The sequence below is a fragment of the Kytococcus sedentarius genome, assembly GCF_041937525.1.
GTDB classification, from domain to species: domain Bacteria; phylum Actinomycetota; class Actinomycetes; order Actinomycetales; family Dermatophilaceae; genus Kytococcus; species Kytococcus sedentarius_A.
This window is the reverse complement of record NZ_CP169391.1, coordinates 1347072-1373799: the sequence shown is the minus strand read 5'-3', so window position 1 is coordinate 1373799 and position 26728 is coordinate 1347072. Positions and strand designations below refer to the sequence as shown.

Below are 26728 nucleotides of genomic sequence, written 5' to 3'. Positions count from 1 at the left end.
AGGTGGCCTACAAGCCGTTCGCCGCGAGCCGGGCGGGTCTCGGCGCGCTCGCCCGTGGGTGGCGGACGTCGCTGCGGTTCCGCACCATCGTCGTCAGCCTGCTGCTGACCGCACTGCTGTCCATCGTGCTCGGCGCCACCCTGTACCAGACCATCGGGGAGCGGCTGCTGCGCAACCGGGTGGACACCGCGATGGCGGAGTCGGTCACGAGCGCGGCCGAGGCCCAGCGGCAGTTCGACTCGTTGGACCGCACGGACAACTCGACCCTGTACACCACGGCCACCGACGTGGTGCGGCTGAGCTCCAGCCCCGGCGACGACCGGTCCGTGCGGGCCGCGGTGGTCCGGGCACTGGGCAACGAGTCTGGCCTCTCTCCGGTGGAGCGCCCCGACGCGGAGGTCTCCGACGTGCCGGAGGCCCTGCGCGAGCGGCTCCGGGACGAGCCGGACCACGTCCACTCCATGGTCGCCCGGGCGACGGCGGGGGACGACCGCTCGGCCCCCACGGTGCTGGTCGCAGCCCGCCTCGACGTGCCCGGGGGAGGGCCGCACGACCTGATCCTGTTCCACTCCCTGGAGAACGAGGAGCGGACGCTGGACATCGTGCGCTCCTCGTTCGCGGTGGGGGGCCTGGGCCTCATCGGGATCGCCGGCCTGATCACCTTCGTGGTCACCCACATCGCCCTGGAGCCCCTGTCCCGGGTCACCCGGACGGCCGAGCACATCGCGACCGGGGAGCTGGACCGACGCACCCGGATGCGCGGACACGACGAGCTCGCCCGCCTCGGCAAGGCGGTGGACACCATGGCCGACGCCAACCAGCGACAGATCATCGAGCTCCGCGACCTCTCGCACCTCCAGCAGCGCTTCGTCAGCGACGTCAGCCACGAGCTGCGCACGCCGCTGACCACCATCCGCATGGCCAGCGAGGTGCTGCACACCGGACGTGACGAGCTGGACCCGGTGGGTTCACGCTCCGTGGAGCTCCTCCACGGGGAGGTGGAGCGGCTCGACCAGCTGCTCACCGACCTGCTCGAGATCTCGCGCCAGGACGCCGGTCAGGTGCAGTTGCAGCACCGCGCGGTGGACCTGGGGGAGCTGGCCGAGCGGGTGGTGCGCAACCACGGCCAGCTCTCGGCCAGCACCGGGGTGGAGCTGCGGGTGGAACGCCCCGAGGTGGCGGCGGCCGTCGTGGCCGAGGTCGACGAGCGCCGGATCGAACGGGTGGTCCGCAACCTGGTCGTCAACGCCATCGACCACGCCGAGGGGGAGCCGGTGGTGGTGCGGGTGGACGGCAACTACGCCGCGGTGGCCATCGCCGTCTCCGACAGTGGGGTGGGCATGGACGACACCCAGATGGAACGCGTCTTCGACCGCTTCTGGCGCGCCGACCCAGCCCGCAACCGCACCGCCGGCGGGTCGGGCCTGGGCCTCAGCATCTGCGCGGGCGACGCCCGCGAGCACCGGGGGTGGTTGCAGGTGTCCTCGCGCCCCGGCCACGGGGCCACCTTCCGGCTCACCGTGCCCCGCCGCGCCGGGGAGCAGGTGGGCGGGTCGCCCATCCCCCTGCGCGACCCGCACCCGAGCAACGACGCCTGTCGCCGTGAGATCGAGGAGCTTCCATGAGTCCACTGCGTCGTACCGGTCGCTCCCTGGCTGCGGCCCTCGCTGTCATCGTCGGGGTGACGGCCTGCTCGCCGATCCCGCAGGAGTCCGCGGTGGAGCGTGGTCCCGCGCTGAACGAGGCGCGGCGCCAGGAGATCAGTGTGGAGGTGGAGCCCCCCGCCCCTGACGCCACCTCCGAGGAGATCGTGGCGGGCTTCCTGCGCACCGGCCTGGACGCGGAGGACAACTTCCGGGCGGGGCGCGAGTACCTCACCCAGGGGGCCAGTGCCAGCTGGCAGCCGGACCAGCGGGTGCTGGTGCACGACGAGCGCGTCTCCCCGGGCATCACGGAGGTGGCCGGCAACCAGGTGCGGGTCAACCTCAGCGTGGTGGGCACGGTCGACGCCTCCGGGGTGCTCACCGAGGCCGCCCCTGACACCCGGGAGGACCTCACCTTCGAGGTGGAGCAGGTGGACGGCCAGTGGCGCATCAGCGGCCTGCCCCACGACATCGGCGTCTTCCTCACGCAGGCCGACTTCCAGCGCATCTACCGCCCGGTGGACATCCACTGGGGCTCCCCGGTGTCCGAGGAGCTGGTGCCGCAGGCCCGCTGGCTGCGGGACGGGGAGGGCCTGACCAGCGCCCTGGGCCGCACGCAGGTGGAGCAGGTGCCGGAGTACCTGGAGGGGGCCATGCACACCGGCATGCCCTCGGGGACCCGGCTGGAGGCCGCGGCCGTGCCGGTGGTGGAGGGGGTGGCCTCCATCCGCCTCTCGGAGGCCATGAACGAGGCCGATGGGGACCGCCGGAACCTCGCCTGGGCCCAGTTCGCGGCCACGATGCGGCAGCTCACCGGCGTGGAGGCGGTCTCCCTGCAGGCCGGTGGCCGGCCCCTCAACGCCGCGAGCTCGGCCGTGGGGGAGCGGCTGGCCTACCCGCAGGGGGCGGGCTACTCGGTGGTCTCGGTCGACGTTCCGCTCGTGCTGCTGCACCAGCGGCAGAACCTGGTGGCCGCCGACCCCCGCGATGCGGAGTTGTCCCCGGCGCCCCAGCCGCCCGCGCTGGACGTGCCGCCCCTGCCGGCCAGCTGGGAGCGGATGGCGGTCTCCACCGACTTCCGCACCGTGGGTGCGGTGGACGGCCGGCAGCTGGGGGTGTGGCGCGACGGGCGGGGCACCACCCACACGGTCGAGGGACGGCTGTCCGTGCCCAGCATCGACCCCCTGGGTTTCCTGTGGACCACGCAGCGGACCGACGAGGGCTCGGAGGTGCTGGTGCTCGACGCGACGGGTTCGCCCACGGAGTCGCAGGGCGCCACGGGGCCGGAGGCGTTGGAGGTCCCCTGGCTGGAGAACCGGTCCATCACCCAGGTGCGCATGTCCCCGGACGGGGCGCGCGCCCTGGTGGTGCTGCGCGAGGCGGGGCGAGACCAGGTGGCCATCACGGGCGTGGTGCGGGGAGCGGACGGGGAGCCGACCTCGTTGGCCGAGCCCCGCGCGGTGGTCCCCGCGGCCACCGCGGTGCGTGATCTCGCGTGGATCGACGAGCGCTCGGTGGCCGTGCTCGGTGAGCCCGCGGAGGACGGTGAGCAGCAGGTGTGGCGGGCCGACGTCGGCGGGTGGACCGAGGCCCAGGGGCGCGTGGACAACGCCGTGGCCATCGCCGGGTACCCCGACGAGCGGGAGGACGGCATCCTCATCACGACCGATGGGGGGCGCGTGCTCACCAAGGCGGGCGCCACCTGGTTCGTGGCCTCCGCTGCCAGCGACGTGATCGTGCCCGGCCGCTGAGCCGCGGGCGCCCGTCCACAGGGTGGCGACGGGGCTCCGGCGCCGTGGGCTCGGACGGTGCTGGGGTGGGTCCGTGAGTGTCTGGGCGGCGGTGGGCGACCTGGCGCTGCCCCGTGCCTGCGCCGGCTGCGGGGAGCCTGCCGTGCGCTGGTGCACTGCCTGTCTGGAGGGGCTGGTGGGGGAGCTGGGGTCGGGGCTCGTGTGCGGCCGGCTGGGTGGGTTGCCGGTGTGGGCGGCGGGTGACTACGCAGGCCGGCTCCGGGCGGCGGTGGCGGCCTACAAGGACGGGGAGCGGCGTGACCTGCGGCCGCTGCTGTCACGGGTGCTGCTGCCCGCGCTGGGGCGGGCGCTCGCCGCACCGGAGGTCGCGGGGTCCGTGGAGGGGGGCCCCGCATCGGAACGACCCGGGTGGCCGGCACCCGGGCGTGTCCCCCGGGTGGCGGTGGTGCCCGCGCCGTCCCGTGGGCCCACCCTGCGCAGCCGGGGTGACGACCCCGTGGCCGACCTCGCGCGGGCGGCGGTCGCCCGCTGGCACCAGGAGCAGCCCGGGGTGCTGGATGCGCGGGGCGGTGCGGACGTCGGAGTGGTGCGGGCTCTGCGGACCGTGGGCCGGGTGCAGGACCAGTCCCGGCTCACCCGGGCCGGGCGGCGGCGGAACCTCAGCGGCCACGTGGCCGTGCGCCGGGGTGCCTTCGCCTCGGAGCGGCCGGGCGCGGTGGTGCTTGTCGACGACGTCATCACCACCGGGGCCACGATCATGGCCTGCCGGGACGCCCTGCGCCGCGAAGGCCTTCCGCTGGTCGCCGTGGTCGCCTGCGCACGCGTCCCCTGAGGGGGCTGCCGCGCTCTCTGGACGCCGCCTGTGAGTCCTGGCGCAACCCTTGTCCGCGGCATCGGGAGGTCGTAGTGTTCCGTCATGGAGCCCCACGACGAAGGGGGTGGTCGTCTGACCCACCGGTAGCAGGTGCAGCAACCACCGCGTTTCGGCCGCGCGACAGCGGCCACACCTTCAGGAGGACTCATGCAGATCACCGTCACCGGACGCCGGGCCCAGGTCACCGACCGCTTCCGCCGCCACCTCGACGAGAAGCTCGAACGGCTGGCCGACATCGCCCCCGATGTCTCCCGCTGTGAGGTCCTGTGGACCCACGAGCCCAACCCGCGTCGCGCCGACGCCGCCGAGCGCATCGAGATCACCTGTCACGACAAGCGCACCGTGGTGCGCGCCGAGGCCTCCGCGGAGCGCGAGTACGAGGCCCTCGATGCGGTGATGGCCAAGGTGACCGAGCGCCTCCGCCGCCTCCACGACCGTCGCAAGGTGCACAAGGGCCGTCCGAAGGGGTCCTCGGTGGCCGAGGCGACCGCCAGCCTCGAGCCCGTGGCCAACGGCGAGTCGATCGTCGAGGAGGCCAAGCGTCACCAGCGCGAGCAGGAGCTGATCGAGGCGGGCGTGGACATCTCCATGCTGCCGAGCGACCCGGTGGTGGCCGGGCTGGGCGGGGACGCCAACTGCCCCATCACCGTCCGTACCAAGGTGCACCAGGCCGAGCCGATGAGCCTGGACCAGGCGCTCGCGCGGATGGAGCTGGTGGGCCACGACTTCTACCTCTACGTCGACTCCGAGACCGGTCGCCCGAGCGTCGTCTACCGCCGTCACGGATGGAGCTACGGCGTGATCCACCTCGACCAGGCGGAGCAGGCCGCGCCGGAGAACGTCGCGCCGGAGAACGCCGCGCCGGAGCAGGCGACCTCGCAGGCCGCTGAGCAGGGGAGCGCCCAGCAGAGCAGCGCTGCCTGAGCCTCGAGGAGGTGCCGTGGGCGGGCACCCGGTCTACGGTGACCGGGTGCCCGCCCCTGTGTCCGATGCCGCCCCCCACCCGTCGCGCCCGTCCCACCCGCCGCGTCTGACCCTGCGGGCGGCCCGCCGCATCGCCCTGCTCTCCCAGGGCTTCGGCAGGCGCCGCCCCGCCGTGGTCGGCCAGTCCCAGCTGCTGGCGGCGGCGCGGCGGATGGGCATCGTGCAGATCGACTCGGTGAACGTGCTCACGCGCAGTCAGTACCTCCCTCTCATGGCGCGGCTCGGTCCCTACGACCGGGCGTTGCTGGACGGCCTGCGGGACGGGCTCGGCCCCTCCGGGCGCCGGACCCGCCACCGGCTGGTGGAGTACTGGGCCCATGAGGCCTCCCTGGTGCCGGTGGAGGACTGGCCCCTCTACGGCTTTCGCATGGTGCGCGCGGAGGAGGACGCCTGGCGTGGCATGCGCGGCGTGGCCGCCCAGCACCCGGAGCTGGTGGAGCAGGTGCACCGGACCGTCCTCGAGCACGGTCCGGTCACCGCCGGCCAGGTGGAGGCGCTGCTGGACCACACCGAGGAGGTGGGCAGCGAGCACTGGGGGTGGAACTGGTCACTGGTGAAGGCTGCCTGCGAGCACCTGTTCTGGGCGGGGCGCGTGACCTCCGCGGGGCGCACGCCATCCTTCGAGCGACGCTTCGCCGCCCCGGAGCGGGTGCTTCCCGATGAGGTGACCGCCGCCGGGCCGCACGGGGCCGCCCCGCTGCCGGAGGAGGAGGCGTTCACGCAGCTGATCTCCCTCGCGGCGCGCGCCCACGGCATCGGCACCCTGCGCTGCCTGCGCGACTACGCACGGCTCTCGGTGGCGCAGGCACAGCCCGCCGTCGACCGGCTGCTGGCCAGCGGTGAGCTGCAGGAGGTGGAGGTGCCCGGCTGGTCGCGTCCCGGGGCACCGGTCTACCTGCACCGCGACGCACCCCGGCCCCGCCCGGTGAACGCCTGCGCACTGCTCAGCCCCTTCGACCCCGTGGTGTGGCAGCGGGAGCGGGCCGAGGCGCTGTGGGGCTTCCGCTACCGCATCGAGATCTACACCCCGGCCGAGAAGCGGGTGCACGGCTACTACGTGCTGCCCTTCCTGTTCGGTGACGACGTGGTGGCGCGGGTGGACCTCAAGGCCGACCGGGCCGCCGGGGTGCTGCGGGCGCTCGCCGTGCACACCGAGCCGGGCTGCCCGCCGGAGGCACTGCCCGCCCTGGACGGCGCGCTGGAGGAGATGGCCGGGTGGCTGGGCCTGGAGCGGGTGGACGCCGCCGACCCGGTGGAGTCACCGGCCGGCTGAGCCCGCCAGCCGGCTGAGCCCGCCAGCGCCTCAGTCCTCCTGCTCGCCGGGCAGCAGGTCGTACCAGTGCAGGTCGGCGTGCGAGCCGTCGCCCAGGTCCTCGCCCTGTCGCATCGCGCCGACCGGGCGGAACCCGACCGTCTCGATGGCGCGACGCGAGCCCTCGTTGCCGGCCGCGTGGGCGATGGTGACGCGGTGCAGGCCCAGCCCGCCGCCGTCCTTCGGCTCCAGCGCGTGGCGCACCACCCGGCGCAGGGCCGCGGTCACGATGCCGCGACGGCGTGCCTCGGGATGCACCCAGTAACCGATCATGTTCCGGTCGCCGATGCCCTGCACGTCGATCATCCCGAGCACCATCCCGCCCCGGTCGCGGATGGCCCAGCCCACCCAGGTGCCCGTAGCGGCCCCGGCGGCCAGCCCCAGGGCGTAGCCGCGGGCGTCCTGGACGGAGTAGTCGGGGCGGATCCGGCCCGTCCCGCCCAGCCAGTGCACGGACTGCGGGTCGCGGCAGGCCTCCACCACGCGCGCGAGGTCCTGCTCGGAGGTGGTGAGCGCGGAGAGGGTCAGCTCCTCCCCGGCCGCGGTGGTGTCCTCGAGCCGGTCGGGGGCCACGCCCTTCTCCCGGGCCTTCCGGGCGGTCTCGACTCGGTCGGTGCCGGCCAGCCAGTGCCAGTGGGTGATGGCGTACCGCTCGCCACCGGGGTCGGCCGCGTCCACCGGGTGGGCGGCGGGCTCGGTGCCCCACTGGGTGAACCCGGCGCGGCGCAGCACTGCCTGCGAGGCCAGGTTGTGCTCGTGGGTGGTCGCGAGCACGCGGTGGCGCCCCAGACCTCCTTCGGCCACGGGGCAGGTGACGAAGGGCAGGACCAGGTCCAGGGCGCGGCCGACCATGCCCTGCCCCCGGTGGGCGGGATCCACCCAGTAGGCCACCTCGGCGGTGTCGGGGAAGTGCCGGTCCGCCAGACCCAGCAGGTTCACCGCACCCAGCAGCTGTCCGGCGGTGTCCGTGCCCTCGGCGCCCACGACCGCCCAGGTGAGGTCGGTTCCCTGCACGCGCTGCTCCCAACGCCGGGCCACGTACGCCCGGGCGGCGTCCTCGTCGCCGGGGGCGGCCATGAACTCCCAGTGCTCCGCGCCCCGCCCCACCGCGGCCAGGGCGGGGACGTCGTCGTCCGAGAAGGGCCGCAGCACCAGCCCGTCGCCCTCCAACACCGGATGCGGGAGCGTGCCCTCGTCCCGGGCGCGGGCGACCGGGGCCGGGCGCGGCGTGGGAGCCGTGCACTGCGGGGTGGTCGCGGGCACGGTGTCCGCCCGCAGGAGCTCGAAGGTGTACCCGTCGTCGAGCTCCTCCCGGGAGCCCGAGGCGGCCCGCTCGGTGCCCACGTGCCGGAAACCCGAACGCAGCAGCGCGCCGGCGGAGCCGCGGTTGGCAGCCTCGCACCCGGCTGAGAGGCGCACGAGGTCCAGGCCTCCCTCATCGGCGGGGGTGAAGGCGTGGTCGGCCAGCAGCGCCAGGGCCGCCTGCAGCACCCCGGTGCCGCGGGCCTGCGGGTGCAGCCAGTAGGAGAGTTCCGCCGCATCGGGGTAGAAGGGGTGGCCCAGGCGCCCCAGCTGCACGCCGCCCAGCGCCTCGTCGGTGGCCGGGTCGACCACGGCCCAGGAGACGATCTCCCCGGTGGCCATGCGCGTGCGCTGCGTGGTGAGCCAGGTGCCGAATCCGGCCTCGTCGGCGGGCGGGAGAACCCCATCCATGAAGCGCTGCCCCAGCGCGTCAGGCTCGGCGGTGGGCCGGTCGTCCTCGGTCCAGGCGCGCAGGCGCACCGCCGGCGCCGCGCGGCCGGCCCCGCCGGTGCCCGCGGGGGCCTCGAGGGTGGCGGGCACGTGCCAGGCGTGCGCGGGCTCGATGGGGCTGTCGGCCTCCCAGGTGCCCAGCCAACCGTCGAAGGTCGCGCGCTCCTGCGGCATCAGCCCGCGGATGCCGGTGGAGAAGCGGAAGCCCAGCCGCCACCCCGTGCGGCGGGAGGCCCAGTTGCCCACGGCCGTCCTCCAGTGCAGCACGTCGAGCCCGCCGTCGCTGGTGGCCCACTCCATGGCCAGCCGCCCGGCGGCCACCATCAGGCCGCGCCCGCGGAAGTCCGGGTGCAGCACCAGGCCCAGCTCGCCCACCCCACCGCCGATGGGGCGCACCTCCACCTGCCCGGCGAAGGCCCACGCGCCGTCCTCGTCGCGTGCGTCGAGGGCCCATCCCATCACGCCCGAGGGGTCGCCGGCGGCGCGCTTCTCCCACTCGGTGCGCATGTGGTCCACCCACCACTGCGCCTCCCCGGTCCCGTACGGCTGGGGCACGGTCGTCCAGTGGACGCTGGCGGGGTCGTTGCTCGTGGCCACGATGCCGGGCACGTCCGCCTCGGTGTGCAGGCGGAGACGCACCCCCTCGCCCCCGAGCGTGGGGCAGGCGGTGTCGGCGGGGGACGCCTCGGAGGGCCGGGGCGTGCTGGTGTGCTGGTCCTGCGACATGGCCCCCATCCAACACGGCGTGCTGCGGTGGTTGCATCCCGGTTCCTGCCCTCGGCGGCCGGCGGGTCACGATCCGGCCACGGTCGCCCGGCCCGGCCGGTGCGTGACCGTCAGCCCGAAGGCGGTCAACTAGGCTGTCCCAGCCGCCGGGCGGAGTGGACGCCGCAGCGGCACCGGAACAGACCGAGGAGACCATCCGTGCCCAAGATCATCGACCGAGTCCTGCGCGCCGGCGAGGGCCGCGTGCTGAAGCGGTTGCAGGGGATCGCCGACGCGGTCAACGCGCAGGAGGCGGGCGTCCAGGGGCTCACCGACGCCGAGCTGCGTGAGCAGACCGACCGGTTCCAGCAGCGCCTTGCCGATGGCCAGTCCCTCGACGACCTGCTGCCCGAGGCCTTCGCGACGGTCCGGGAGGCCGCCGTGCGCACCCTCGGCAAGCGCCACTTCGACGTGCAGGTCATGGGTGGGGCGGCTCTGCACCACGGGTCGGTGGCCGAGATGAAGACCGGTGAGGGAAAGACGCTGGTGGCCACCCTGCCCAGCTATCTCAACGCGCTCACCGGCAAGGGCGTCCACGTCGTCACCGTCAACGACTACCTGGCCGAGTACCAGGCCGAGCTCATGGGGCGCGTCCACCGCTTCCTGGGCCTGGAGACCGGCGTGATCCTGTCCAGGCTGACCCCGGCCCAGCGCCGCGAGGAGTACCGCAAGGACATCACCTACGGCACCAACAACGAGTTCGGCTTCGACTACCTGCGCGACAACATGGCCTGGTCCACGAGTGACCTGGTGCAGCGCGAGCACCACTTCGCCATCGTCGACGAGGTGGACTCCATCCTCATCGATGAGGCCCGCACCCCGCTGATCATCTCCGGCCCGGGCGACCAGGCGACCAGCTGGTACACGACCTTCTCCACCCTGGCCGGGATGCTGGAGAAGGGCACCGCGGCCGACAAGCTCAAGGGCATCGAGGCCACCGGTGACTACGAGGTGGACATCAAGAAGCGCACCGTGGGTGTGCTGGAGTCCGGCATCGAGAAGGTGGAGGACTACCTGGGGGTCCACAACCTCTACGAGGCGCGCAACACCCCGCTGATCGGCTACCTGAACAACGCCATCAAGGCCAAGGAGCTGTTCGTCAAGGACAAGGACTACGTGGTCATGGACGGTGAGGTCCACATCGTGGACGAGCACACCGGCCGTCTGCTCAAGGGCCGTCGCTACAACGACGGCATCCACCAGGCCATCGAGGCCAAGGAGAAGGTGGAGATCAAGCAGGAGAACCAGACCCTGGCGACGGTCACCCTGCAGAACTACTTCCGCATGTACGACAAGCTGGCCGGCATGACCGGTACCGCCCAGACCGAGGCGGCCGAGCTGCACTCGATCTACAAGCTCGACGTGGTGCCGATCCCCACGAACCGCCCCATGCAGCGGCAGGACCAGTCGGACCTGGTGTTCGCCAACGCCAAGGGCAAGTTCGATGCGGTGGTCGAGGACATCGTGGAGCGGCACCGCGTGGGCCAGCCGGTGCTGGTGGGCACCACCAGCGTGAGCAAGTCGGAGTACCTCTCCGAGCAGCTCACGGCGCGGAACGTGAAGCACGAGGTGCTGAACGCCAAGTACCACGAGCAGGAGGCCGCGATCGTGGCCGAGGCGGGCCGGAAGGGCGCCGTCACGGTGGCCACCAACATGGCCGGACGAGGCACCGACATCATGCTGGGCGGCAGCCCGGAGTTCATGGCCGTGGCCTCGCTGAAGAAGCGCGGTCTGGACCCGGACGAGCAGCCGGAGGCGTACGAGGCCGCGTGGGACGAGGCGCTGGCGCGGGCCGAGAAGGCGGTCCAGCAGGAGCACGACGAGGTGCTGGAGCTCGGCGGCCTGTACGTGCTGGGCACCGAGCGTCACGACTCCCGCCGCATCGACAACCAGCTGCGAGGTCGTTCGGGGCGCCAGGGCGACCCGGGGGAGAGCCGTTTCTACCTGTCCCTCGAGGACGACCTGATGGTGCGCTTCAACTCGGGCCTGATGCAGCGCGCCATGGCGGGGGCGGACCCCAACACCCCGCTGGAGTTCGGCATGCTCACCAAGGCCATCGAGCGCGCGCAGTCGCAGGTGGAGAGCCAGAACTTCGAGTCGCGCAAGAACGTGCTCAAGTACGACGACGTGCTCAACCGACAGCGCGAGGTGATCTACGCCGAGCGCAAGCGGGTGCTGGAGGGGGCGGACCTGGAGACCCAGGTGCGTCACTTCATCAACGACGTGATCATCGACTACGTGCAGGCGGCCACCGTCACCGGCTACGCCGAGGACTGGGACTTCGACGAGCTCTGGGGTGCACTGGAGGAGCTGTACCCGGTCTCGCTGACGGTGGACGACATCGTGGAGGCCGCCGGCGGCATCGGCGGTGTGGACGCCGGCCTGCTCATCGACGAGCTCACCTCGGACGCGCAGCACGCCTACGACGCGCGCGAGGAGGCGATGGGGGAGACCGTCATGCGCCAGCTGGAGCGCCGTGTGGTGCTGGGTGTGCTGGACCGGAAGTGGCGCGAGCACCTCTACGAGATGGACTACCTCAAGGAGGGCATCGGCCTGCGGTCCATGGCACAGCGCGACCCGCTGGTGGAGTACCAGCGTGAGGGCTACCAGATGTTCGGTGTGATGGCGGACTCCATCAAGGAGGAGGCCGTCATGGGCCTGTTCAGCGTGGAGCCCAGCGCACAGGGAGTGCAGGCTGTCACCTCCGGCGAGCAGCGACGCAAGCACGGCGGGGCCGTGGACGCCAACGAGGACCAGGCGAGCTGGCAGTACACCGCTCCCACCGCCGAGGGTGGTGTGGAGCGGCGCAGCGGCACCGGCCAGAGCGGCAACCGCGCCCAGCGCCGGGCAGCCCAGCGGGGCTGAGGCACGACTGCGTCAGGCGGGGCCGGGGATCGTCCCCGGCCCCGCCTCGTGCCTCGGTGTCGGCAGGCCTCAGCCGACCTCGAGCACGGTGAGCAGCCAGCGTCCGTCGAGACCCTCCAGGCGCAGCGCCAGGGCTCGCACCTGGTTGCGGATGACCACCACCGCCGTGACCTCCACGATGCCGTCGCGCACGTGGCAGGCGCGGACCGTGCGCACCCCGGTGGAGCCGGTGGCCGTGCCGAACCGCCGGGACAGTGCGTTCCGGCGGGCGAGGCGGGTGAGGATGTCGGGGGCCACCCAGCGGGTGAGCTGTTGCGCGTCGCGCGAGCCCTCCATCACCTCGATGATCGACCGGCTGAGGTGTGCGGCCCAGGGCAGGGCAGGGGTCAGGTCGGCGGTGGAGGTGGGCTGACGGTCGAAGAAGCTGACCTCGGTGGTCTCGTGCTGGGCGCTCATCGGGCCTCCTCCGCCCCGGTGGTGGGTGCCGCCAGGCGGGTGCCCGGGAGCAACAGGTGGGGGTCCGGGCCGATCACCTCGCGGTTCGCGGCGTACCAGTGACGCCACTCGGCATCGACGGCAGGAGCCGAGGCCTGCGGCCCCAGGGAGCGGGCGGCGATGTCCCACAGGGTGTCGCCGGGCGCCACGGTCACGGTGTCGGGCCTCTCCGGGGGTGGCTCCGCACCGGACCCGGTGTCGGGGGCGGGCGTGGTCTTCTGGGCGGGGGTGGCCTCCGCAGCCGGGGTGGCCCCCTCGGTGGACCCGCCCGGTGCCGCCGGGGCGCTCGCGGTGGCCAGGGAGGACAGGTCGAGCGGATCGGGCGTGTCCTGGGCCGTCGCCGCCGTGGGTGAGGTGAGCACCCCCAGGAACAGGGACACCACCGCGCTGCCTCCCCAGGGGCCCAGGCGGTCGCGCAGGCTCCTCACCGTTCTCCCGAGGCGGCCCGGCATGCCGGCGAGCGCCTCCAGGGCGAAGCCCGCCGCGAGCCAGGCCGCCACCACCGCCAGGGCCGCCTGCAACAACCACCCGAGGGGTTCCAGGGGTTCGGGTGCGCCCCAGGCAGATCGTGCCCCGGCGATCGCGCGGTGGCCGACCACCCAGGCGGCGGCCGAGCAGGCCACGGCCACGGCGGCGGCCAGGAGGCGCGCGGTGTGGGCAGTGCTCCGGGGGTTCGCGGTCCCGGTCGCGTGCGTCCATTCCATCGTCATCACCTGTCGTTCAGGGGAGGGTCCCCGTGTGTCGGTGATCACGAATGTACTCGTTTGATGTTGTTTGGTGAAGAGTGATGTTGATGGCTGTGGATGAACGCCCCTCTATGGTGATGGTTACGGTGTGTCCATGACCTCGCGTTGGGACGATCTGTTCGCAGACCTGGAGGGCCAGCTGGCCGCCCATCGCCGGGCCGAGCTGGAGGACGAGGTGGCCGAGCGGGTCCGCATCGAGCGCTCCCGCATCGACCTGGCCGACCGGCTGGCTGCGCACCTGGGCCACCGGCTCACGCTGCGGACCGCCGATGGGGGGTCGGTGACGGGTGACCTGCAGGAGCTCGGCAGCGACTGGCTGCGGCTGGAGGCCGAGCGCTCTCGCCTGGCCGTCCCGCTGACGGCCGTGCACGGGGTGCTCGGGATGGGCGCGCGCTCACGCCCTGCGGAGGGTGACGTGCGCCGCCGCATCACCTGGGGCGCGGTGCTGCGGGGACTCTCGCGGGACCGGCTGCCGGTGCGGGTGGCGCTGGTGACCGGGCACGTGCTGGAGGGTCGGGTGGAGCGGGTGCTCGCCGATCACCTGGACCTGGTGGTGGGGCACGATGCGCGACGCCCGGCCGCGGTGGAGACCCTGGCCTCGTCGGCGGTGTGCTGGATCAGCAGCCGCGAGGACTGAGGCTCACAGCTCGGGGGTGTCGGCCAGGCTCTCCGGTGCGTCCACCATCGCGCGGGTGGCGGCGTACTGGCGCTGGATGTACCGCTCCAGCTCGTCCAGCTCCACCCGCCACTGTCCGCGGCCACCGACCTTGATGGCGGGCAGCTCGCCGGAGCGCACCAGGGCGTACGCCTGGCTGGCGGAGATGTCGAGGGTCTCGGCCACGTCGCTGAGTGCCATGAACCGTCGTGCCATCGTTCCTCCTGGAGTGCCGGGCGGGTCGGGGTCCGGGGCGGTTGTCCACAGGTTCTTAGCGAGAACTGACCCGTTCGTGACCTGTCGTTCATCCTAGGTCTGCACGGTCGATCCGCGACGAACGCTGTCCACAGGAGACAAGGAGCAGGTGATGGCAGGGGTGACGTCCTCCCGGCGCACGGGGGCCTCGCAGGCAGGTGAGGTCGAACAGCCGGTGCCCAGCAGCCCGGCCGCCCAGCGGCTGCGGCGCCCCCGGTGGACGGACGCGCGCCTGCTGGTCGGTGGTGCCCTGGTGCTGGCCGCCACCCTCACCGGCGCCACGCTGCTGGGGCAGGGCGAGGGGCCACAGCACTGGGTGGCGACGGGCGACCTGCCCACCGGACACGTCCTGGAGAGCGGGGACCTGCGCCCGGTGGACGGCACCTCGCCGGAGGGGGTCTACCTCACCGGTGACGAGCCGCTGGCCGACCGCGAGGGGCAGGTGGTGCTCCGCCCCGTGGCCGAGGGGGAGTTCCTGGCCGTGGGTGACCTCGGCGGGGCCGAGCGGCTGGACCTCCGGCGGGTCTCGCTGCAGGTGTCCCCGGGCAGCGCCGCCACCTTGAGCCCCGGCTCGGTGGTGGACCTGTGGTCCACACCCGGGGCCGTGACGGGGGAGAAGAAGCGTCCCACCCCGCGCCAGGTGCTCGCCGGCGCGGAGGTGGCGCGCGTGCAGGACACAGGGGACCGGCTGGCCGGGAGCGACCAGACGGTGGCGGTGGACTTCCTGGTGCCCACCGACGAGGTGGAGTCCCTGCTCGCCGACACCGGCGCCGGGGCCGAGGTGACCGCGGTCCCGCTGGCCGGAGCGCCTGCGGGGGCGGGGGACGGTTCGTGAGCGCGGACCTGCTGCTGGCGGTCGAGCCCGAGTGGGACCCGGCGCTGGCCGCGACGCTCAGTCAGGTGCCGGGCGCACGGGTGGTGCGCCGGTGTGCGGACGTGGCCGACCTGCTGGGGGTGGCAGAGGCGGGCATCGGTGAGGTCGCCGTGGTCTCCGGCGGCCTGCGGGACATGGACTTCGAGTGCGTGGAGGCCCTGCGGTCGGTCGGCATCCCCGTGGTGGGGGTCCACGCCGAGGGTGACGAGGCCGCGCAGCGCCGGCTCGCCCAGTGGGGCGTCGCCGTGCTGGCCCCCTACAGCGCCACCGTGCACGAGTGGGGTGAGCACCTGACCCGGGCCACCACGGCCCCCGAGGAGCCGGCCGGGGGAGCCACCCCGTGGACCCCCGATCCGCAGGACGCTGACCCGGACGGGGGCGCCGGGACATACGAGCCCCCGGTGCCGTCCGGGGCGGTCGTCGCCGTGTGGGGGCCGCCGGGCGCGCCGGGCCGCTCCACCGTGGCCCTGGAGCTGGCCGCGGGACTGGCGGCCGAGCAGGAGGTCCTCCTGGTGGACGGTGACACCCACGCTCCCGGACTGGCGCAGCACCTGGCGCTGCTGGACGACGCCTCCGGTCTGGTGGCCGCCGCCCGCGCCGCCGATGAGGGGCGCCTCGACGTCGCTGCCCTGGCCGCCGCGGCCCGCACGGTGCGCCCCGGCCTGCGGGTCCTCACCGGCATCGGGCGTGCCGACCGGTGGCCCGAGGTGCGTGCCGGTGCTGTCGAGCGGGTCCTCGACAACGCCCGTCGCCTGGCAGCCCTCACCGTGGTCGACCTCCACGCGACCCTGGAGGACGACGAGGTGCTCTCCTACGACACGCGCGCCCCCCGCCGCAACGCGCTGGCCCTGACGGTCCTGGCCCGGGCCGACCTGGTCGTGGTGGTCGGGGGTGCTGACGCCATCGCGCTGCAGCGGCTGGTGCGGGGACTCGACTCCCTCGAGGCCGTCGTGCCCGGCACCCCGCAGGTCCTGGTGCTGAACCGCGCTCGCCGGTCGGCGGCGCGGGAGGCCGAGCTGCGGGAGACCGCCGAGCGCCACCTGGCCAGAGGGGTGGACGTGGTGGTGCCGGAGGACCGGGCCACCGTGGATCGCGCCGTCCTGGTGGGTGAGCCGGTGGTCTGGACCGCACCGCGCTCCACGGTGGCGCGCCGGCTCGCCAGGGCCGGGGAGCTCGTGGTCGACCGCGTGCCACGATGAGCCCATGAGCCGCACCCGAGCCTTCGCCGCCGTGAGTTCCGCCGAGGTCGCTGCCCTCGCCGCCGGGGAGACCGTCGTCCCCGAGGCGGGGTGGCAGGTGGCGGGGGAGCCCGGCGTGGAGCCGTCCGAGGAGGTGGCCGAGGACGCCATGGAGGCCGCGGCTGACGAGGCTGCCGGACGCTCGTGGCCGGTGGTGGTGCTCGCCGCGGACCTGGAGCGCTCGCCGTCCGGCTCGCCGGCCCGTGAGGTGCGGCTGCGGGACGTGGCGGCCTTCCACCTGGGGGACGACGTCGTCTCCGGCGGTCGTCTGTCAGCCGAGCCCCCGTGGGAGCTGTCCTGGTACGACGTCGCCGAGGTGGCCGAGGTCCTGCGCCTGATCGGGTGACCCGCCCGGTCCTCCGGGCGGGCTGGCGGGCCTCCTCCCGGCGTCGGTCACCGTGGAACGACATGGCACGATGGGGGCCAGTGTGCCCTGTGGAACAAGGCGCCGGGGCTGGGCGTTGACACCCGTGGCCCCCCCACCATTCCCCCCCCGCGAAGGAGATCTTCATGGATGCCGTGACGCACCCGCCGATCCCGGTGAACGAGCCGGTCAAGGACTACGCCCCGGGCAGCCCGGAGCGCGCTGAACTCGAGGTCGCCCTGGCGGAGATCAGCAACAACCCGGTGGACCTCCCGCACATCATCGGTGGTGAGCGCGTCACCGGCTCCGGCAAGAAGATCGACGTCGTGCAGCCCCACGCCCACGCGAAGGTGCTGGGCACCCTGCGCGACGGCACCCGCGCCGACGCCCGCAAGGCCATCGACGCCGCGCAGGCCGCCCGTCCGGCCTGGCAGGCGCTCTCCTTCGACGACCGCGCCGCCATCCTGCTGAAGGCGGCCGAGCTGCTGACCGGCCCGTGGCGTGCGCGGATGAACGCCGCCACCATGCTGGGCCAGTCCAAGACGCCCACGCAGGCCGAGATCGAGGCCGCCTGCGAGATGGCTGACTTCTGGCGCTTCAACGTGCACTTCGCCCGTGAGCTGCTCGAGGAGCAGCCCCCGGTGAGCCCCAAGGGTGTCTGGAACCGCATGGAGTACCGCCCGCTGGACGGTTTCGTCTACGCGGTGAGCCCCTTCAACTTCACGGCCATCGCCGGCAACCTGCCGACGGCCCCGGCGCTGATGGGCAACACCGTGGTCTGGAAGCCGTCCACCACGCAGGCGCGCTCCGCGCAGCTGATCATGGAGCTGCTGGAGGAGGCCGGCATGCCGGCCGGTGTCATCAACCTGGTGCACGGCACGGGCCCGGACATCTCCGAGGAGGTGCTGTCCGACCCCCACTTCGCCGGGCTGCACTTCACCGGCTCCACGGGCACCTTCAAGTCGCTGTGGCGCACCATCGGGGAGAACCTCGACACCTACCGCCAGTACCCCCGCATCGTCGGTGAGACCGGTGGCAAGGACTTCGTCGTCGCCCACCCGACTGCCGACAAGAAGGTGCTCATCACCGCGATGCTGCGCGGTGCCTTCGAGTACCAGGGGCAGAAGTGCTCCGCTGCGTCGCGCGCCTACGTGCCGAAGTCCCTCTGGGAGGACATCAAGGACGACGTGGCCCAGCGCACCGAGGCCCTCACCATGGGTGACGTCACCGACTTCTCCAACTTCATGGGTGCCGTCATCGACGACCGTGCCTTTGCCAAGCACAAGGCCGCCATCGACGCCGCACACGCGGACCCGAAGGTCGAGATCGTCGCCGGTGGCACCTACGACGACTCGGAGGGCTACTTCGTGCGTCCGACCGTCGTGGTGGTGGACGACCCGGAGCACGAGATGCTCACCACCGAGTACTTCGGCCCGATCCTGGCCGTGCACCTCTACGAGGACGACCGCTTCGAGGACATGCTCGAGCAGATGAAGGACGTCACCGAGTACGCCCTGACCGGTGCCGTGATCTCCCGTGACCGCGAGGCGATCGCACTGGCCACCGAGGTGCTGCGCTTCTCGGCCGGCAACTTCTACATCAATGACAAGCCCACCGGCGCCATCGTCGGGCAGCAGCCCTTCGGCGGTGCGGGGGCCTCGGGCACCAACGACAAGGCCGGTTCCAAGATGAACCTGCTGCGTTGGATGAGCGCCCGCTCCATCAAGGAGACCTTCGTGGCGCCGACGGCCGAGGCCTACCCCCACATGGGCTGACCTCCGGCTGCACGCCACGGGGCCCGGTCAGGACGCACTGTCCTGACCGGGCCCCGTCGCATGGTGGGAGCCGGTCCGGTGACCGGGGCCCCTCCCGAGGCATCAGTGGGAGGCGAGCCACTCCCGGGAGGCCTTCTCCTCGATGCCGATGACCTGCCCCACGAGGGGCTCGGCCTGCTTCTCCAGCTGGGCGCCCAGGAAGGGGATCTTCACCGTGAAGTCGCCGGTGGTGGAGAAGACGGTCTCCTGGCCGCGGGGCTCCAGGCGCAGGGTGGCGTCCAGGGCCACCGGGGCGCTGCCGGCGGTGACCTTCAGCCGGCCGGTGCGCGATCCGTCGGCGGCCGGGGCGTCCCAGACCTGCTCCTCGGAGAGGGTGACGGTCTCGCCCACGGCGCGACGGGCCACCTGCGGGAGGCGGTCGGTGGACATCTTGCGGGTGGTGCGGATGACCGGGCCCGGCCCCTCGGTGTTCACGTCCACCGTGTGCTCGAGCGCACCGGTGCGGCGGATCTTGTCCGCCACGTAGTCGGGCTCGGCCACCATGGCCATGACCCGGTCGACGGGCGCGGGCAGGGTGAAGCTGTGTTCGATCCTCATGGGTTCCTCCTGGTCGGCTGCGCCCACGCTAGTCGCTCGTCGGGGCCGTCAGCGCGCTCGTGGCCTCGCGACAGGCTGCCGTCAGCCGCTTGGCGGCACGCAGGGCCCCGATGGGGTGTGCACCCGGCCCGTCGCCGCGGGGGCTCGCGGCCCGGTGCCGCAGGGAGATCTCGGTGAGCTCGTCGAACTCCGACAGGGCCACGGCCAGCCCGCGGGCCGCTCGGGCGACCGGGTCGGTGCCGGCGCCCCCGTCCAGGGCCTCGGCGGTGCGGTGGAGCCGGCCGACCGTCGCCCGCACCGAGGCGAGGTCGGCCCTGCCGGTGGCGCCGAGCATCCAGCCCGGGGGTTCGGGGGAGGGTTCTCGCAGCGGCCCGATCACGGCTGCGATGACCAGTCCCAGTGCCTCGTCCACGGCCTCCTGGGCCGACGGGCTGCCCACCCACACGGCCAGGTCCATCAGCGCCGCGGCGTGGGCGACCGCGCGGTCGGGCACGCGGTCGGTGGGGCTGTGACTCAGGGTGCGGGGGTGGTCCATGGTGCGACCGTAGGGCAGAACGCACGTCGGGCGTCGGGCGGTGTGCACAGGGGCGGCAGGGCGGGACTACAGTCATCCACGGGACACGATGATGTGGCCCGCCGGTCTCTGTCATGGAAGAGGATGATTCGTAGATGACCACCCAGTCCGACTTGGTCCAGCAGGGCGAGACCTCCGCCGCCGAGGAGCAGTCGAAGGAGTCCGCGCGGGTCCGGGACGCGCTCGTCCAGGAGGCCCGGGCACTGGCCGACGGGACGGACGACCTGCTGACGGGCGACGTGCTCGACCACTACTGGCACCGGGTGTACGACGGTGACGTGGCCCAGCGCACGGCGCAGGAGCTGGTGGAGATCCCTGCCGAGCACGTGGAGACGGCCCGGCACCGCAGCAGCGGTGAGGACGTCGTGCGGGTGCGGGAGCGCGGGGAGTACCTGGCGGTCACGGTCGTGACCGAGGACCGTCCCTTCCTGGTGGACTCCACCACCCACGAGCTGCACCGCCTGGGCTGGGACGTCCTGGGGGTGATCCACCCGCAGCTGGTGGTCCGCCGCGACGAGGCGGGTGCCCTGCAGGGCGTGCGGGCCTGGGAGCCGGAGGACACCCTGGGGGAGGGAGAGGTCCTCGAGTCGTGGATGGACCTGACCATCCGCCCGGCGGACCCCTCGCCGGAGCCCGAGGCGATCGGCGAGAACCTGCAGCGCGTCCTGGAGGACGTGCGCGTGGCCGTCGCCGACTGGGAGCCCATGCGGGCAGAGGTCGAGCGGCTGGCCGAGCTGTTCCGGACCAGCCCCCCGAGCACCGTGGACCCGAAGGAGGCGGCGCACGCCGCCGAGCTGCTGTCGTGGCTGGCCGACAACCACTTCACGCTGCTGGGCATCCGCGAGTACGAGCTGGCAGAGGTGGAGGGCGAGCTCGGCCTCCGCGCGGAGGAGGGCTCCGGCCTGGGCATCCTGCGCGGTGACCGCGCCCTGTCGCACGACGTGACCAAGATGCGCCCCGAGGCCCGGGCCACGGCACGCGAGCCCCGCCCGCTGACCATGACCAAGGCGAACAGCCGGGCCACGGTGCACCGCGACGCCCACCTGGACTACGTGGGTGTGCGCACCTTCGACGACGCGGGCGAGGTGACCGGTGAGATCCGCATCCTGGGCCTGCTCACCTCATCGGTCTACTCCACCTCGGTGCGGGAGATCCCCGTGGTGCGGGACAAGGTGCAGACGGTGCTGGACGCCTCCGGCTTCAGCGCCACGAGCCACTCGGGCAAGGACCTGGTCGCGGTGCTGGAGAACCTGCCCCGGGACGACCTCTTCCAGGCCACGGCCAGCGAGCTGGAGGCCATCGCCCACGAGGTGCTGTGGATCCACTCCGCCCGGCGACCCTCGGTGATCCTGCGCCGCGATGAGTTCGGCCGGTACATCACGCTGCTGGTCTACCTGCCGCGTGACCGCTACAACACCCACGTCCGTCGCACCATGACCGAGCAGCTCAAGCAGCACTTCGACACCGACCTGGTGGAGTTCACCGCGTCGGTGACCGATGACGCGATGGCTCGCCTGCGGTTCGTCGTCCGCCTGCCCTCCGGGCGGGACTTCGGACAGATCGACACCGAGGAGCTGGAGCACGGCCTGCTGGACGCCACCCAGACCTGGGACGAGCGGGTGGTGGAGATCAGCGAGACCAACGGCATCGACGATGCGGGGCTCCTCCCGCGTCTGGCGGCGCTTCCGCAGGCGTACAAGGAGGACTTCGAGCCGGGCACGGCCCTGGAGGACCTGGGGCGCCTGGAGGGCCTCGGGGACGACGACGTGGCCGTGCGCCTGTACCGGGACCACGCGGAGGACACCTCCGACACCGACCGTCGGTTGAAGGTCTACCGTCGCGGTCCTGCGACGCTGTCGGACCTGCTGCCGGTGTTCACCGACTTCGGCCTGGAGGTGGTGGACGAGCGGCCGTACCAGGTGCGTGACGAGGTGGCCGCCACCCGCATCTACGACTTCGGTCTGCGAGCCCCCTCTGCCGACCTGTGGGAGGGCGGGCAGTTCGGCGATGCCGAGGACGTCGCCCGCCGTTTCGAGCAGACCTTCACCGCCACCTGGGGTGGGGACGTGGAGTCCGACTCGCTGAACGCACTGAGCCTCACCGCAGGGCTGTCCTGGCGACAGGTGGTCATCCTGCGCACCTACGCGCGGTACCTGCGTCAGGCCGGGTCGCGCTTCTCGCTGCCGTACATCGAGGGCGCCATGACCACCAACCCCGAGGTGGCCCGCGCCTTCGTGGCGGCCTTCGAGGCGCGCTTCGACCCGTCCCGTGAGGGCACGGTCGAGGAGCGCCGCGAGGCCTCCGAGGAGAGCCTGACCGAGCTCGGTGGCCTGCTGGACGACGTGGCCAGCCTGGACCACGACCGCATCATCCGCGGGCTGGTCGCGGTGCTGCGCGCCACCCTGCGCACCAACTTCTACGTGGCCGACCTCGACGGGCAGCCCAAGCCGTACGTGAGCCTGAAGCTGAGCCCGCGCGACATCGACCTGCTCCCGCAGCCGCGTCCGATGTTCGAGATCTGGGTCTACGGCCCGTCCGTGGAGGGTGTGCACCTGCGCTTCGGGCCGGTCGCCCGCGGCGGACTGCGCTGGTCCGACCGCCAGGAGGACTTCCGGACCGAGGTGCTGGGTCTGGTCAAGGCGCAGATGGTCAAGAACGCCATCATCGTGCCCAGCGGCTCCAAGGGCGGCTTCTTCGCCAAGCAGCTGCCGGACCCCGCCGAGGACCGGGACGCCTGGATGGAGGAGGGCGAGCGCGCCTACACGCGCTTCATCTCCGGCATGCTGGACGTCACCGACAACCTGGTGGAGGGCGAGGTCGTGCCGGCCCGCGACGTGGTGCGCCACGACGGGGACGACACCTACCTGGTCGTGGCGGCGGACAAGGGCACCGCGTCCTTCTCCGACCTGGCCAACTCCATCTCCGAGGCCTACGGCTTCTGGCTGGGCGACGCCTTCGCCTCCGGTGGTTCGGCCGGGTACGACCACAAGGGCATGGGCATCACCGCCCGGGGTGCGTGGGAGTCGGTGAAGCGGCACTTCCGCGAGCTGGGCCACGACACGCAGACCGAGGACTTCACCGTCGTCGGCATCGGCGACATGGGCGGCGACGTCTTCGGCAACGGCATGCTGCGCTCGGAGCACATCCGGCTGGTGGGTGCGTTCAACCACCTGCACGTCTTCGTGGACCCGACCCCGGATGCCGCGGCCACCTTCACCGAGCGCAAGCGGCTCTTCGAGACCCCCCGCTCCACCTGGGCGGACTTCGACCCCGAGCTCATCAGCGAGGGGGGCGGCGTGTTCGAGCGCTCCGCCAAGAGCGTGGACGTCACCCCGCAGATGCGGGAGGCCCTGGGGCTGGACGATGCGGTGGAGAAGCTCACTCCCAACGAGCTCATCAACGCCCTGCTGAAGGCCCCGGTGGACCTCGTCTGGAACGGCGGCATCGGCACCTACATCAAGGGCTCGGACGAGTCGGACGACGCCGTGGGCGACCGCGCCAACGACCCCATCCGCATCAACGGGTCCGAGCTGCGCGCCAAGGTGGTCGGTGAGGGTGGCAACCTGGGCGCCACCCAGCTCGGCCGCATCGAGGCCGCTCGCTCCGGCGTGCGGATCAACACCGACGCCATCGACAACTCCGCCGGTGTGGCGACCTCCGACCAGGAGGTGAACATCAAGATCCCGCTGAACGAGCTGGTCCGCCAGGGTGAGCTCGGGCAGGAGGAGCGCGACGAGCTGCTGGTCTCCATGACCGATGACGTCGCCGACCGCGTGCTGCGCGACAACTACGAGCAGAACGTGCTGCTCGGCAACGCCCGGGCGCGCGAGGCCCGGATGGCGCCGGTGCACCAGCGCCTCATGAAGTTCCTGGAGCGCAACGCCGGTCTGGACCGGGAGCTGGAGTTCCTGCCCTCCACGCGGGAGCTCAACCGCCGCATCGAGCAGGGCCACGGCCTGGTCTCCCCAGAGTTCGCGGTGCTGCTGGCCTACGCCAAGCTGCACCTCAAGGACGCGCTGCTGGACAGCGACCTGCCGGACGACGAGTGGTTCACCACCACGCTGCTGGAGTACCTGCCGCCGGCCATGCGGGAGCGCTTCAGCGACCAGATCATGACCCACCCGCTGCGCCGCGAGATCATCGTCAACGCGGTGGTGAACTCGATGGTGAACCGTGGCGGCATCACGTTCGCGTTCCGGGCCCTGGAGGAGACCGGAGCCCAGCCGGACCACGTGGCCCGGGCGTTCGTGGTGGCCCGTGAGGTGTTCGACCTGCGCGGCTTCGTGGAGCAGGTCGAGGCCCTGGACAACCAGGTGCCGACCGAGGCCCAGACCTCGATGTACCTGGAGTTCCGCCGCCTGCTGGACCGGTCGATGCGGTGGTTCGTCACCTCGCGTCCGGCCACCATGGACATCGCGAGCGAGATCGAGCGCTTCCGCGAGTCCGTGGCGGCGGTGGGCCCGAAGGTGGCGGACATGCTGCACGGCCAGGAGGCCGAGCGCTTCACCACCTACCGGGACCGTCTCACCGAGCAGGGTGTGCCGCAGGATCTCGCGGCGACCACCGCAGCGCTGCTGGACGTCTACTCGCTGCTGGACGTGGTCTCCCTGGCCGGGGAGCTGGACCAGGACGTCGAGGAGCTCACGCGCCTCTACTTCGCGGCCAGTGAGCACTTCGGCTTCGACCGCCTCCTCAACGAGGTGGCTGGCCTTCCCGAGGACGACCGATGGGGTGCGCTGGCCCGTGGGGCCCTGCGCGACGACCTCTACGGCGTCCACCTGGAACTCACCCGCGCCATCGCCTCCAGCGATGCCGAGGGCAGCCCCCAGGAGCGGGTGCAGGCCTGGGCGGAGGGCAACGCCGACGCCATCGCGCGGACCGAGGCGATGCTGGACGACATCCACGCGTTGGACGAGCCGGGCGTGGCGCCGCTGAGCGTGGCCGTTCGCACCCTGCGCTCGGTGGTGCAGCTGGGGGCCAGCTCCTGACCCTCCACCCCGAGACCCTGCTGGCAGACCTCAGCGACGTCGAGCTCGACTGGCTGAGGCTGCTGGTGGGGGACTGGCAGGTCCTGGCGGACCTGTCGATGGCGGACCTCGTGCTGTGGGTGCGGCAGCCGGCCCCCGTGGCGGGAGAACCGGACACCTGGTTGGCCGTTGCCCATGCCCGCCCCACCACCTCGCAGATGGTCTTCGTCGAGGACGTGGTGGGGCGGGACGGCGACGGCATCGAGGGCCTGGCCTGGGCGGCCCGCACCGGCGGTCGGGTGCACCTGGGGGGACGGCAGCTCCAGGCGGGGCAGGTCGTGGACGAGGACGTGGTGGGTGTGCGGGCCTCGCACCAGAAGGACGAGTGCGGTGCCGTGCTGACCCGGCACACCCTGGCCTCGGTGCTGCGGAGCCCCTCGGCCCTCGAGCACCGCTACCGCGCCATGGCCGATGACCTGATGACGATGATCTCCCAGGGGGAGTTCCCCACCCTGGCGGCGGCCACGGGCCGCCGGCGGGGGGCTCCGCGCGTGGGTGACGGGGTGCTGCGTCTGGACGCCTCGGGGGTGGTGCAGTACGCCAGCCCGAACGCCGTCTCGGCACTGCACCGACTGGGGGTGGCCGGCACCGTCCCCGGGCAGCGCCTGGTGGACATGGTCTCCGAGCTGCCGCGCGCCGCATCGGGATCCATGACACCGGTGGACGAGGCGCTGCCGGTGGTTCTCACGGGGCGGGCTGCGTGGTGGTCGGAGGTCGACACCGGTGCGGTGCAGGTGTCGGTGCGGGCCATCCCGGTGGTCGTGGACGGTCGGAGGGCCGGGGCGCTGGTGCTGATGCGGGACGTGACCAGCCTGCGCCGGGGCGAGGAGGCGTTGGTCTCGCGGGAGGCCTCCGTGCGGGAGGTGCACCACCGGGTGAAGAACAACCTGCAGACCGTCAGTGCCCTGCTGCGCCTGCAGGCCCGGCGGGTGGAGGACCAGGCGGCCCGTGCGGCGCTGGAGACCGCGGTGCACCGCCTGGGGGCCATCAGTGTGGTGCACGAGACCCTGGCCCAGACCGCCGAGGAGGTCGTGGACGTCGACCGGGTGGTGGACCGGGTGGTGGGTCTGGTGGTCGACCTCACAGGTGCGGGGGAGTCCGAGGGCGAGCTGCGCGTCAGCCACCGCCGTCGGGGCAGCTTCGGCGAGATGGGCTCGGCCCAGGCCTCGGCGGTGGCGATGGTGGTGAGCGAGCTGGTGCAGAACGCGGTGACCCACGCCGGTTCCGGACCGGTGGAGGTGGTGGTGGGGGCCCGGCGGGTGGAGCGACCGGGGGAGGGCGAGCCCTCGCTCACGGTGTGCGTCAGTGACGACGGGCCGGGCATGGACCCCGGTGCGGGTGCCTCCGGGACCGGGCTGGGGCGCCAGATCGTCGAGGCGCTGGTGGGTGACCTCGGGGGCACGGTCGCCTGGGAGGCGAACACCCCCCGGGGCACCCGCGCGACCTTCACTGCCCGGGTGTGACACAGGGCCGCCCCACCGGTGTGGTGGGGCGGCCCTGTGTGCGGGGGGTCAGCTGGCGCGTCGTGCGCGGGCGTTGCGGCGCTTGAGGGCGCGGCGCTCGTCCTCCGAGAGGCCGCCCCACACTCCGGCGTCCTGGCCGGTCTCGATCGCCCACTGGAGGCACGTCTCCGTGACCTCGCACCGGGCACAGACCTTCTTGGCCTTCTCGATCTGCTCGATGGCCGGGCCCGTGTTCCCGATGGGGAAGAACAGTTCCGGGTCCTCGTCGAGACAGGCCGCTCTGCTTCGCCAGTCCATGTCCTACCTTTCGAGAACACCGTGTGAGGGTGAGTGTCGCTGTTGCGTCCTGATCTGGATCCGTGGCCAGGGACTCGAGTTCCCGGGCACATCGTGGTCGACGTCCTGTCGAGGAGTCGCCAGCAGTCGTCAACACCGGATCGCCCGACATTCATCCTCACAGGAGGAGGGCTGGGAATCAAGGGATTCCGCGAATCCGGGGCCTCGATGTGGCGCCTCTCACGAATTCCGACGACGCGTCGGAGGAGGGACTGGACCCCACGGAAACGGCGAGAGCCTCGGTGGGGACCGAGGCTCTCGCCGTTCCGCTCTGGTGCGCCAACAGGGACTCGAACCCCGAACCCGCTGATTAAGAGTCAGCTGCTCTGCCAATTGAGCTATTGGCGCAACGAGGGAGCACAGTAGCAGAGACCGGCGGCAGG

20 protein-coding genes and 1 tRNA gene are annotated in these 26728 nt (G+C 72.6%); 13 read left to right on the top strand and 8 right to left on the bottom strand.

What is annotated here, in order from left to right; genetic code table 11:
* The first annotated feature begins 2 nt into the window (after positions 1-2).
* From mtrB to ACEY2A_RS06360, 5 genes are all read left to right on the top strand, one after another.
* Positions 3-1625, top strand: a complete 1623-nt coding sequence (gene mtrB, locus ACEY2A_RS06380; protein WP_374927764.1) for an MtrAB system histidine kinase MtrB — start codon at positions 3-5, stop codon at positions 1623-1625.
* Complete coding sequence (locus ACEY2A_RS06375) at positions 1622-3394, top strand: LpqB family beta-propeller domain-containing protein (RefSeq protein ID WP_374927763.1); 1773 nt, start codon at positions 1622-1624, stop codon at positions 3392-3394. Before mtrB ends, ACEY2A_RS06375 begins: the two co-directional genes overlap by 4 nt.
* A gap of 73 nt (positions 3395-3467) precedes the next feature.
* Positions 3468-4226: a ComF family protein gene (locus ACEY2A_RS06370; protein WP_374927762.1), complete on the top strand. Its 759-nt coding sequence runs from the start codon at positions 3468-3470 to the stop codon at positions 4224-4226.
* Between the two features lie 189 nt (positions 4227-4415).
* A complete protein-coding gene (hpf, locus tag ACEY2A_RS06365) occupies positions 4416-5192 on the top strand; it encodes a ribosome hibernation-promoting factor, HPF/YfiA family (RefSeq protein ID WP_374927761.1) in 777 nt (258 codons plus the stop codon).
* Between the two features lie 46 nt (positions 5193-5238).
* A complete protein-coding gene (locus ACEY2A_RS06360) occupies positions 5239-6525 on the top strand; it encodes a winged helix-turn-helix domain-containing protein (protein ID WP_374927760.1) in 1287 nt (428 codons plus the stop codon).
* A gap of 30 nt (positions 6526-6555) precedes the next feature.
* Here the strand turns inward: ACEY2A_RS06360 and ACEY2A_RS06355 are convergent, their stop codons facing one another.
* Positions 6556-9042 (bottom strand): GNAT family N-acetyltransferase, encoded by a 2487-nt coding sequence (locus ACEY2A_RS06355; protein ID WP_374927759.1) that lies wholly within the window; start codon positions 9040-9042, stop codon positions 6556-6558.
* A 198-nt stretch (positions 9043-9240) separates the two neighbouring features.
* Between ACEY2A_RS06355 and secA the strand changes: the two genes are divergently transcribed.
* Positions 9241-11946, top strand: a complete 2706-nt coding sequence (gene secA / locus ACEY2A_RS06350) for a preprotein translocase subunit SecA (protein ID WP_374927758.1) — start codon at positions 9241-9243, stop codon at positions 11944-11946.
* A gap of 69 nt (positions 11947-12015) precedes the next feature.
* Here the strand turns inward: secA and ACEY2A_RS06345 are convergent, their stop codons facing one another.
* Positions 12016-12402 carry an Rv3235 family protein gene (locus tag ACEY2A_RS06345; protein WP_374927757.1) on the bottom strand — a complete coding sequence of 129 codons (387 nt, stop codon included), beginning with the start codon at positions 12400-12402 and terminating at the stop codon, positions 12016-12018.
* On the bottom strand, positions 12399-13145 hold the full coding sequence (locus ACEY2A_RS06340) for a LysM peptidoglycan-binding domain-containing protein (protein WP_374927756.1): 747 nt from the start codon (positions 13143-13145) through the stop codon (positions 12399-12401). The genes ACEY2A_RS06345 and ACEY2A_RS06340 overlap by 4 nt, the downstream gene beginning before the upstream one ends.
* Positions 13146-13281: 136 nt before the next feature.
* On the opposite strand from ACEY2A_RS06340, the gene ACEY2A_RS06335 reads away from it, so the two are divergent.
* The gene (locus ACEY2A_RS06335) at positions 13282-13824 is read left to right on the top strand and encodes a hypothetical protein (protein ID WP_374927755.1); all 543 of its coding nucleotides are present in this window, start codon (positions 13282-13284) and stop codon (positions 13822-13824) included.
* 3 nt (positions 13825-13827) lie between these two features.
* Here ACEY2A_RS06335 and ACEY2A_RS06330 read toward each other — a convergent pair whose 3' ends face one another.
* Complete coding sequence (locus ACEY2A_RS06330; RefSeq protein ID WP_374927754.1) at positions 13828-14058, bottom strand: helix-turn-helix domain-containing protein; 231 nt, start codon at positions 14056-14058, stop codon at positions 13828-13830.
* Between the two features lie 151 nt (positions 14059-14209).
* Between ACEY2A_RS06330 and ACEY2A_RS06325 the strand changes: the two genes are divergently transcribed.
* The 4 genes from ACEY2A_RS06325 to pruA all read left to right on the top strand — a co-directional run bounded on the left by ACEY2A_RS06325 (position 14210) and on the right by pruA (position 18348).
* Positions 14210-14932 (top strand): hypothetical protein, encoded by a 723-nt coding sequence (locus ACEY2A_RS06325; RefSeq protein ID WP_374927753.1) that lies wholly within the window; start codon positions 14210-14212, stop codon positions 14930-14932.
* Positions 14929-16170: a CpaE family protein gene (locus ACEY2A_RS06320; protein WP_374927752.1), complete on the top strand. Its 1242-nt coding sequence runs from the start codon at positions 14929-14931 to the stop codon at positions 16168-16170. Before ACEY2A_RS06325 ends, ACEY2A_RS06320 begins: the two co-directional genes overlap by 4 nt.
* Before the next feature lie 4 nt (positions 16171-16174).
* Positions 16175-16555 carry a hypothetical protein gene (locus tag ACEY2A_RS06315; protein ID WP_374927751.1) on the top strand — a complete coding sequence of 127 codons (381 nt, stop codon included), beginning with the start codon at positions 16175-16177 and terminating at the stop codon, positions 16553-16555.
* A 164-nt stretch (positions 16556-16719) separates the two neighbouring features.
* Complete coding sequence (pruA, locus tag ACEY2A_RS06310) at positions 16720-18348, top strand: L-glutamate gamma-semialdehyde dehydrogenase (RefSeq protein ID WP_374927750.1); 1629 nt, start codon at positions 16720-16722, stop codon at positions 18346-18348.
* A 102-nt stretch (positions 18349-18450) separates the two neighbouring features.
* On the opposite strand, the gene ACEY2A_RS06305 is transcribed toward pruA, so the two are convergent.
* Complete coding sequence (locus ACEY2A_RS06305; RefSeq protein WP_374927749.1) at positions 18451-18945, bottom strand: DUF2505 domain-containing protein; 495 nt, start codon at positions 18943-18945, stop codon at positions 18451-18453.
* A gap of 28 nt (positions 18946-18973) precedes the next feature.
* Positions 18974-19480 (bottom strand): hypothetical protein, encoded by a 507-nt coding sequence (locus ACEY2A_RS06300; protein WP_374927748.1) that lies wholly within the window; start codon positions 19478-19480, stop codon positions 18974-18976.
* A gap of 134 nt (positions 19481-19614) precedes the next feature.
* Between ACEY2A_RS06300 and ACEY2A_RS06295 the strand changes: the two genes are divergently transcribed.
* Together ACEY2A_RS06295 and ACEY2A_RS06290 are read left to right on the top strand one after the other, a co-directional pair.
* Positions 19615-24507 carry an NAD-glutamate dehydrogenase gene (locus ACEY2A_RS06295; RefSeq protein ID WP_374927747.1) on the top strand — a complete coding sequence of 1631 codons (4893 nt, stop codon included), beginning with the start codon at positions 19615-19617 and terminating at the stop codon, positions 24505-24507.
* On the top strand, positions 24504-26009 hold the full coding sequence (locus ACEY2A_RS06290) for a sensor histidine kinase (RefSeq protein ID WP_374929980.1): 1506 nt from the start codon (positions 24504-24506) through the stop codon (positions 26007-26009). The genes ACEY2A_RS06295 and ACEY2A_RS06290 overlap by 4 nt, the downstream gene beginning before the upstream one ends.
* Positions 26010-26057: 48 nt before the next feature.
* On the opposite strand, the gene ACEY2A_RS06285 is transcribed toward ACEY2A_RS06290, so the two are convergent.
* Complete coding sequence (locus ACEY2A_RS06285) at positions 26058-26306, bottom strand: WhiB family transcriptional regulator (protein WP_374927746.1); 249 nt, start codon at positions 26304-26306, stop codon at positions 26058-26060.
* A 311-nt stretch (positions 26307-26617) separates the two neighbouring features.
* Positions 26618-26693, bottom strand: a tRNA-Lys gene (locus tag ACEY2A_RS06280).
* Between the last annotated feature and the right edge of the window lie 35 nt (positions 26694-26728).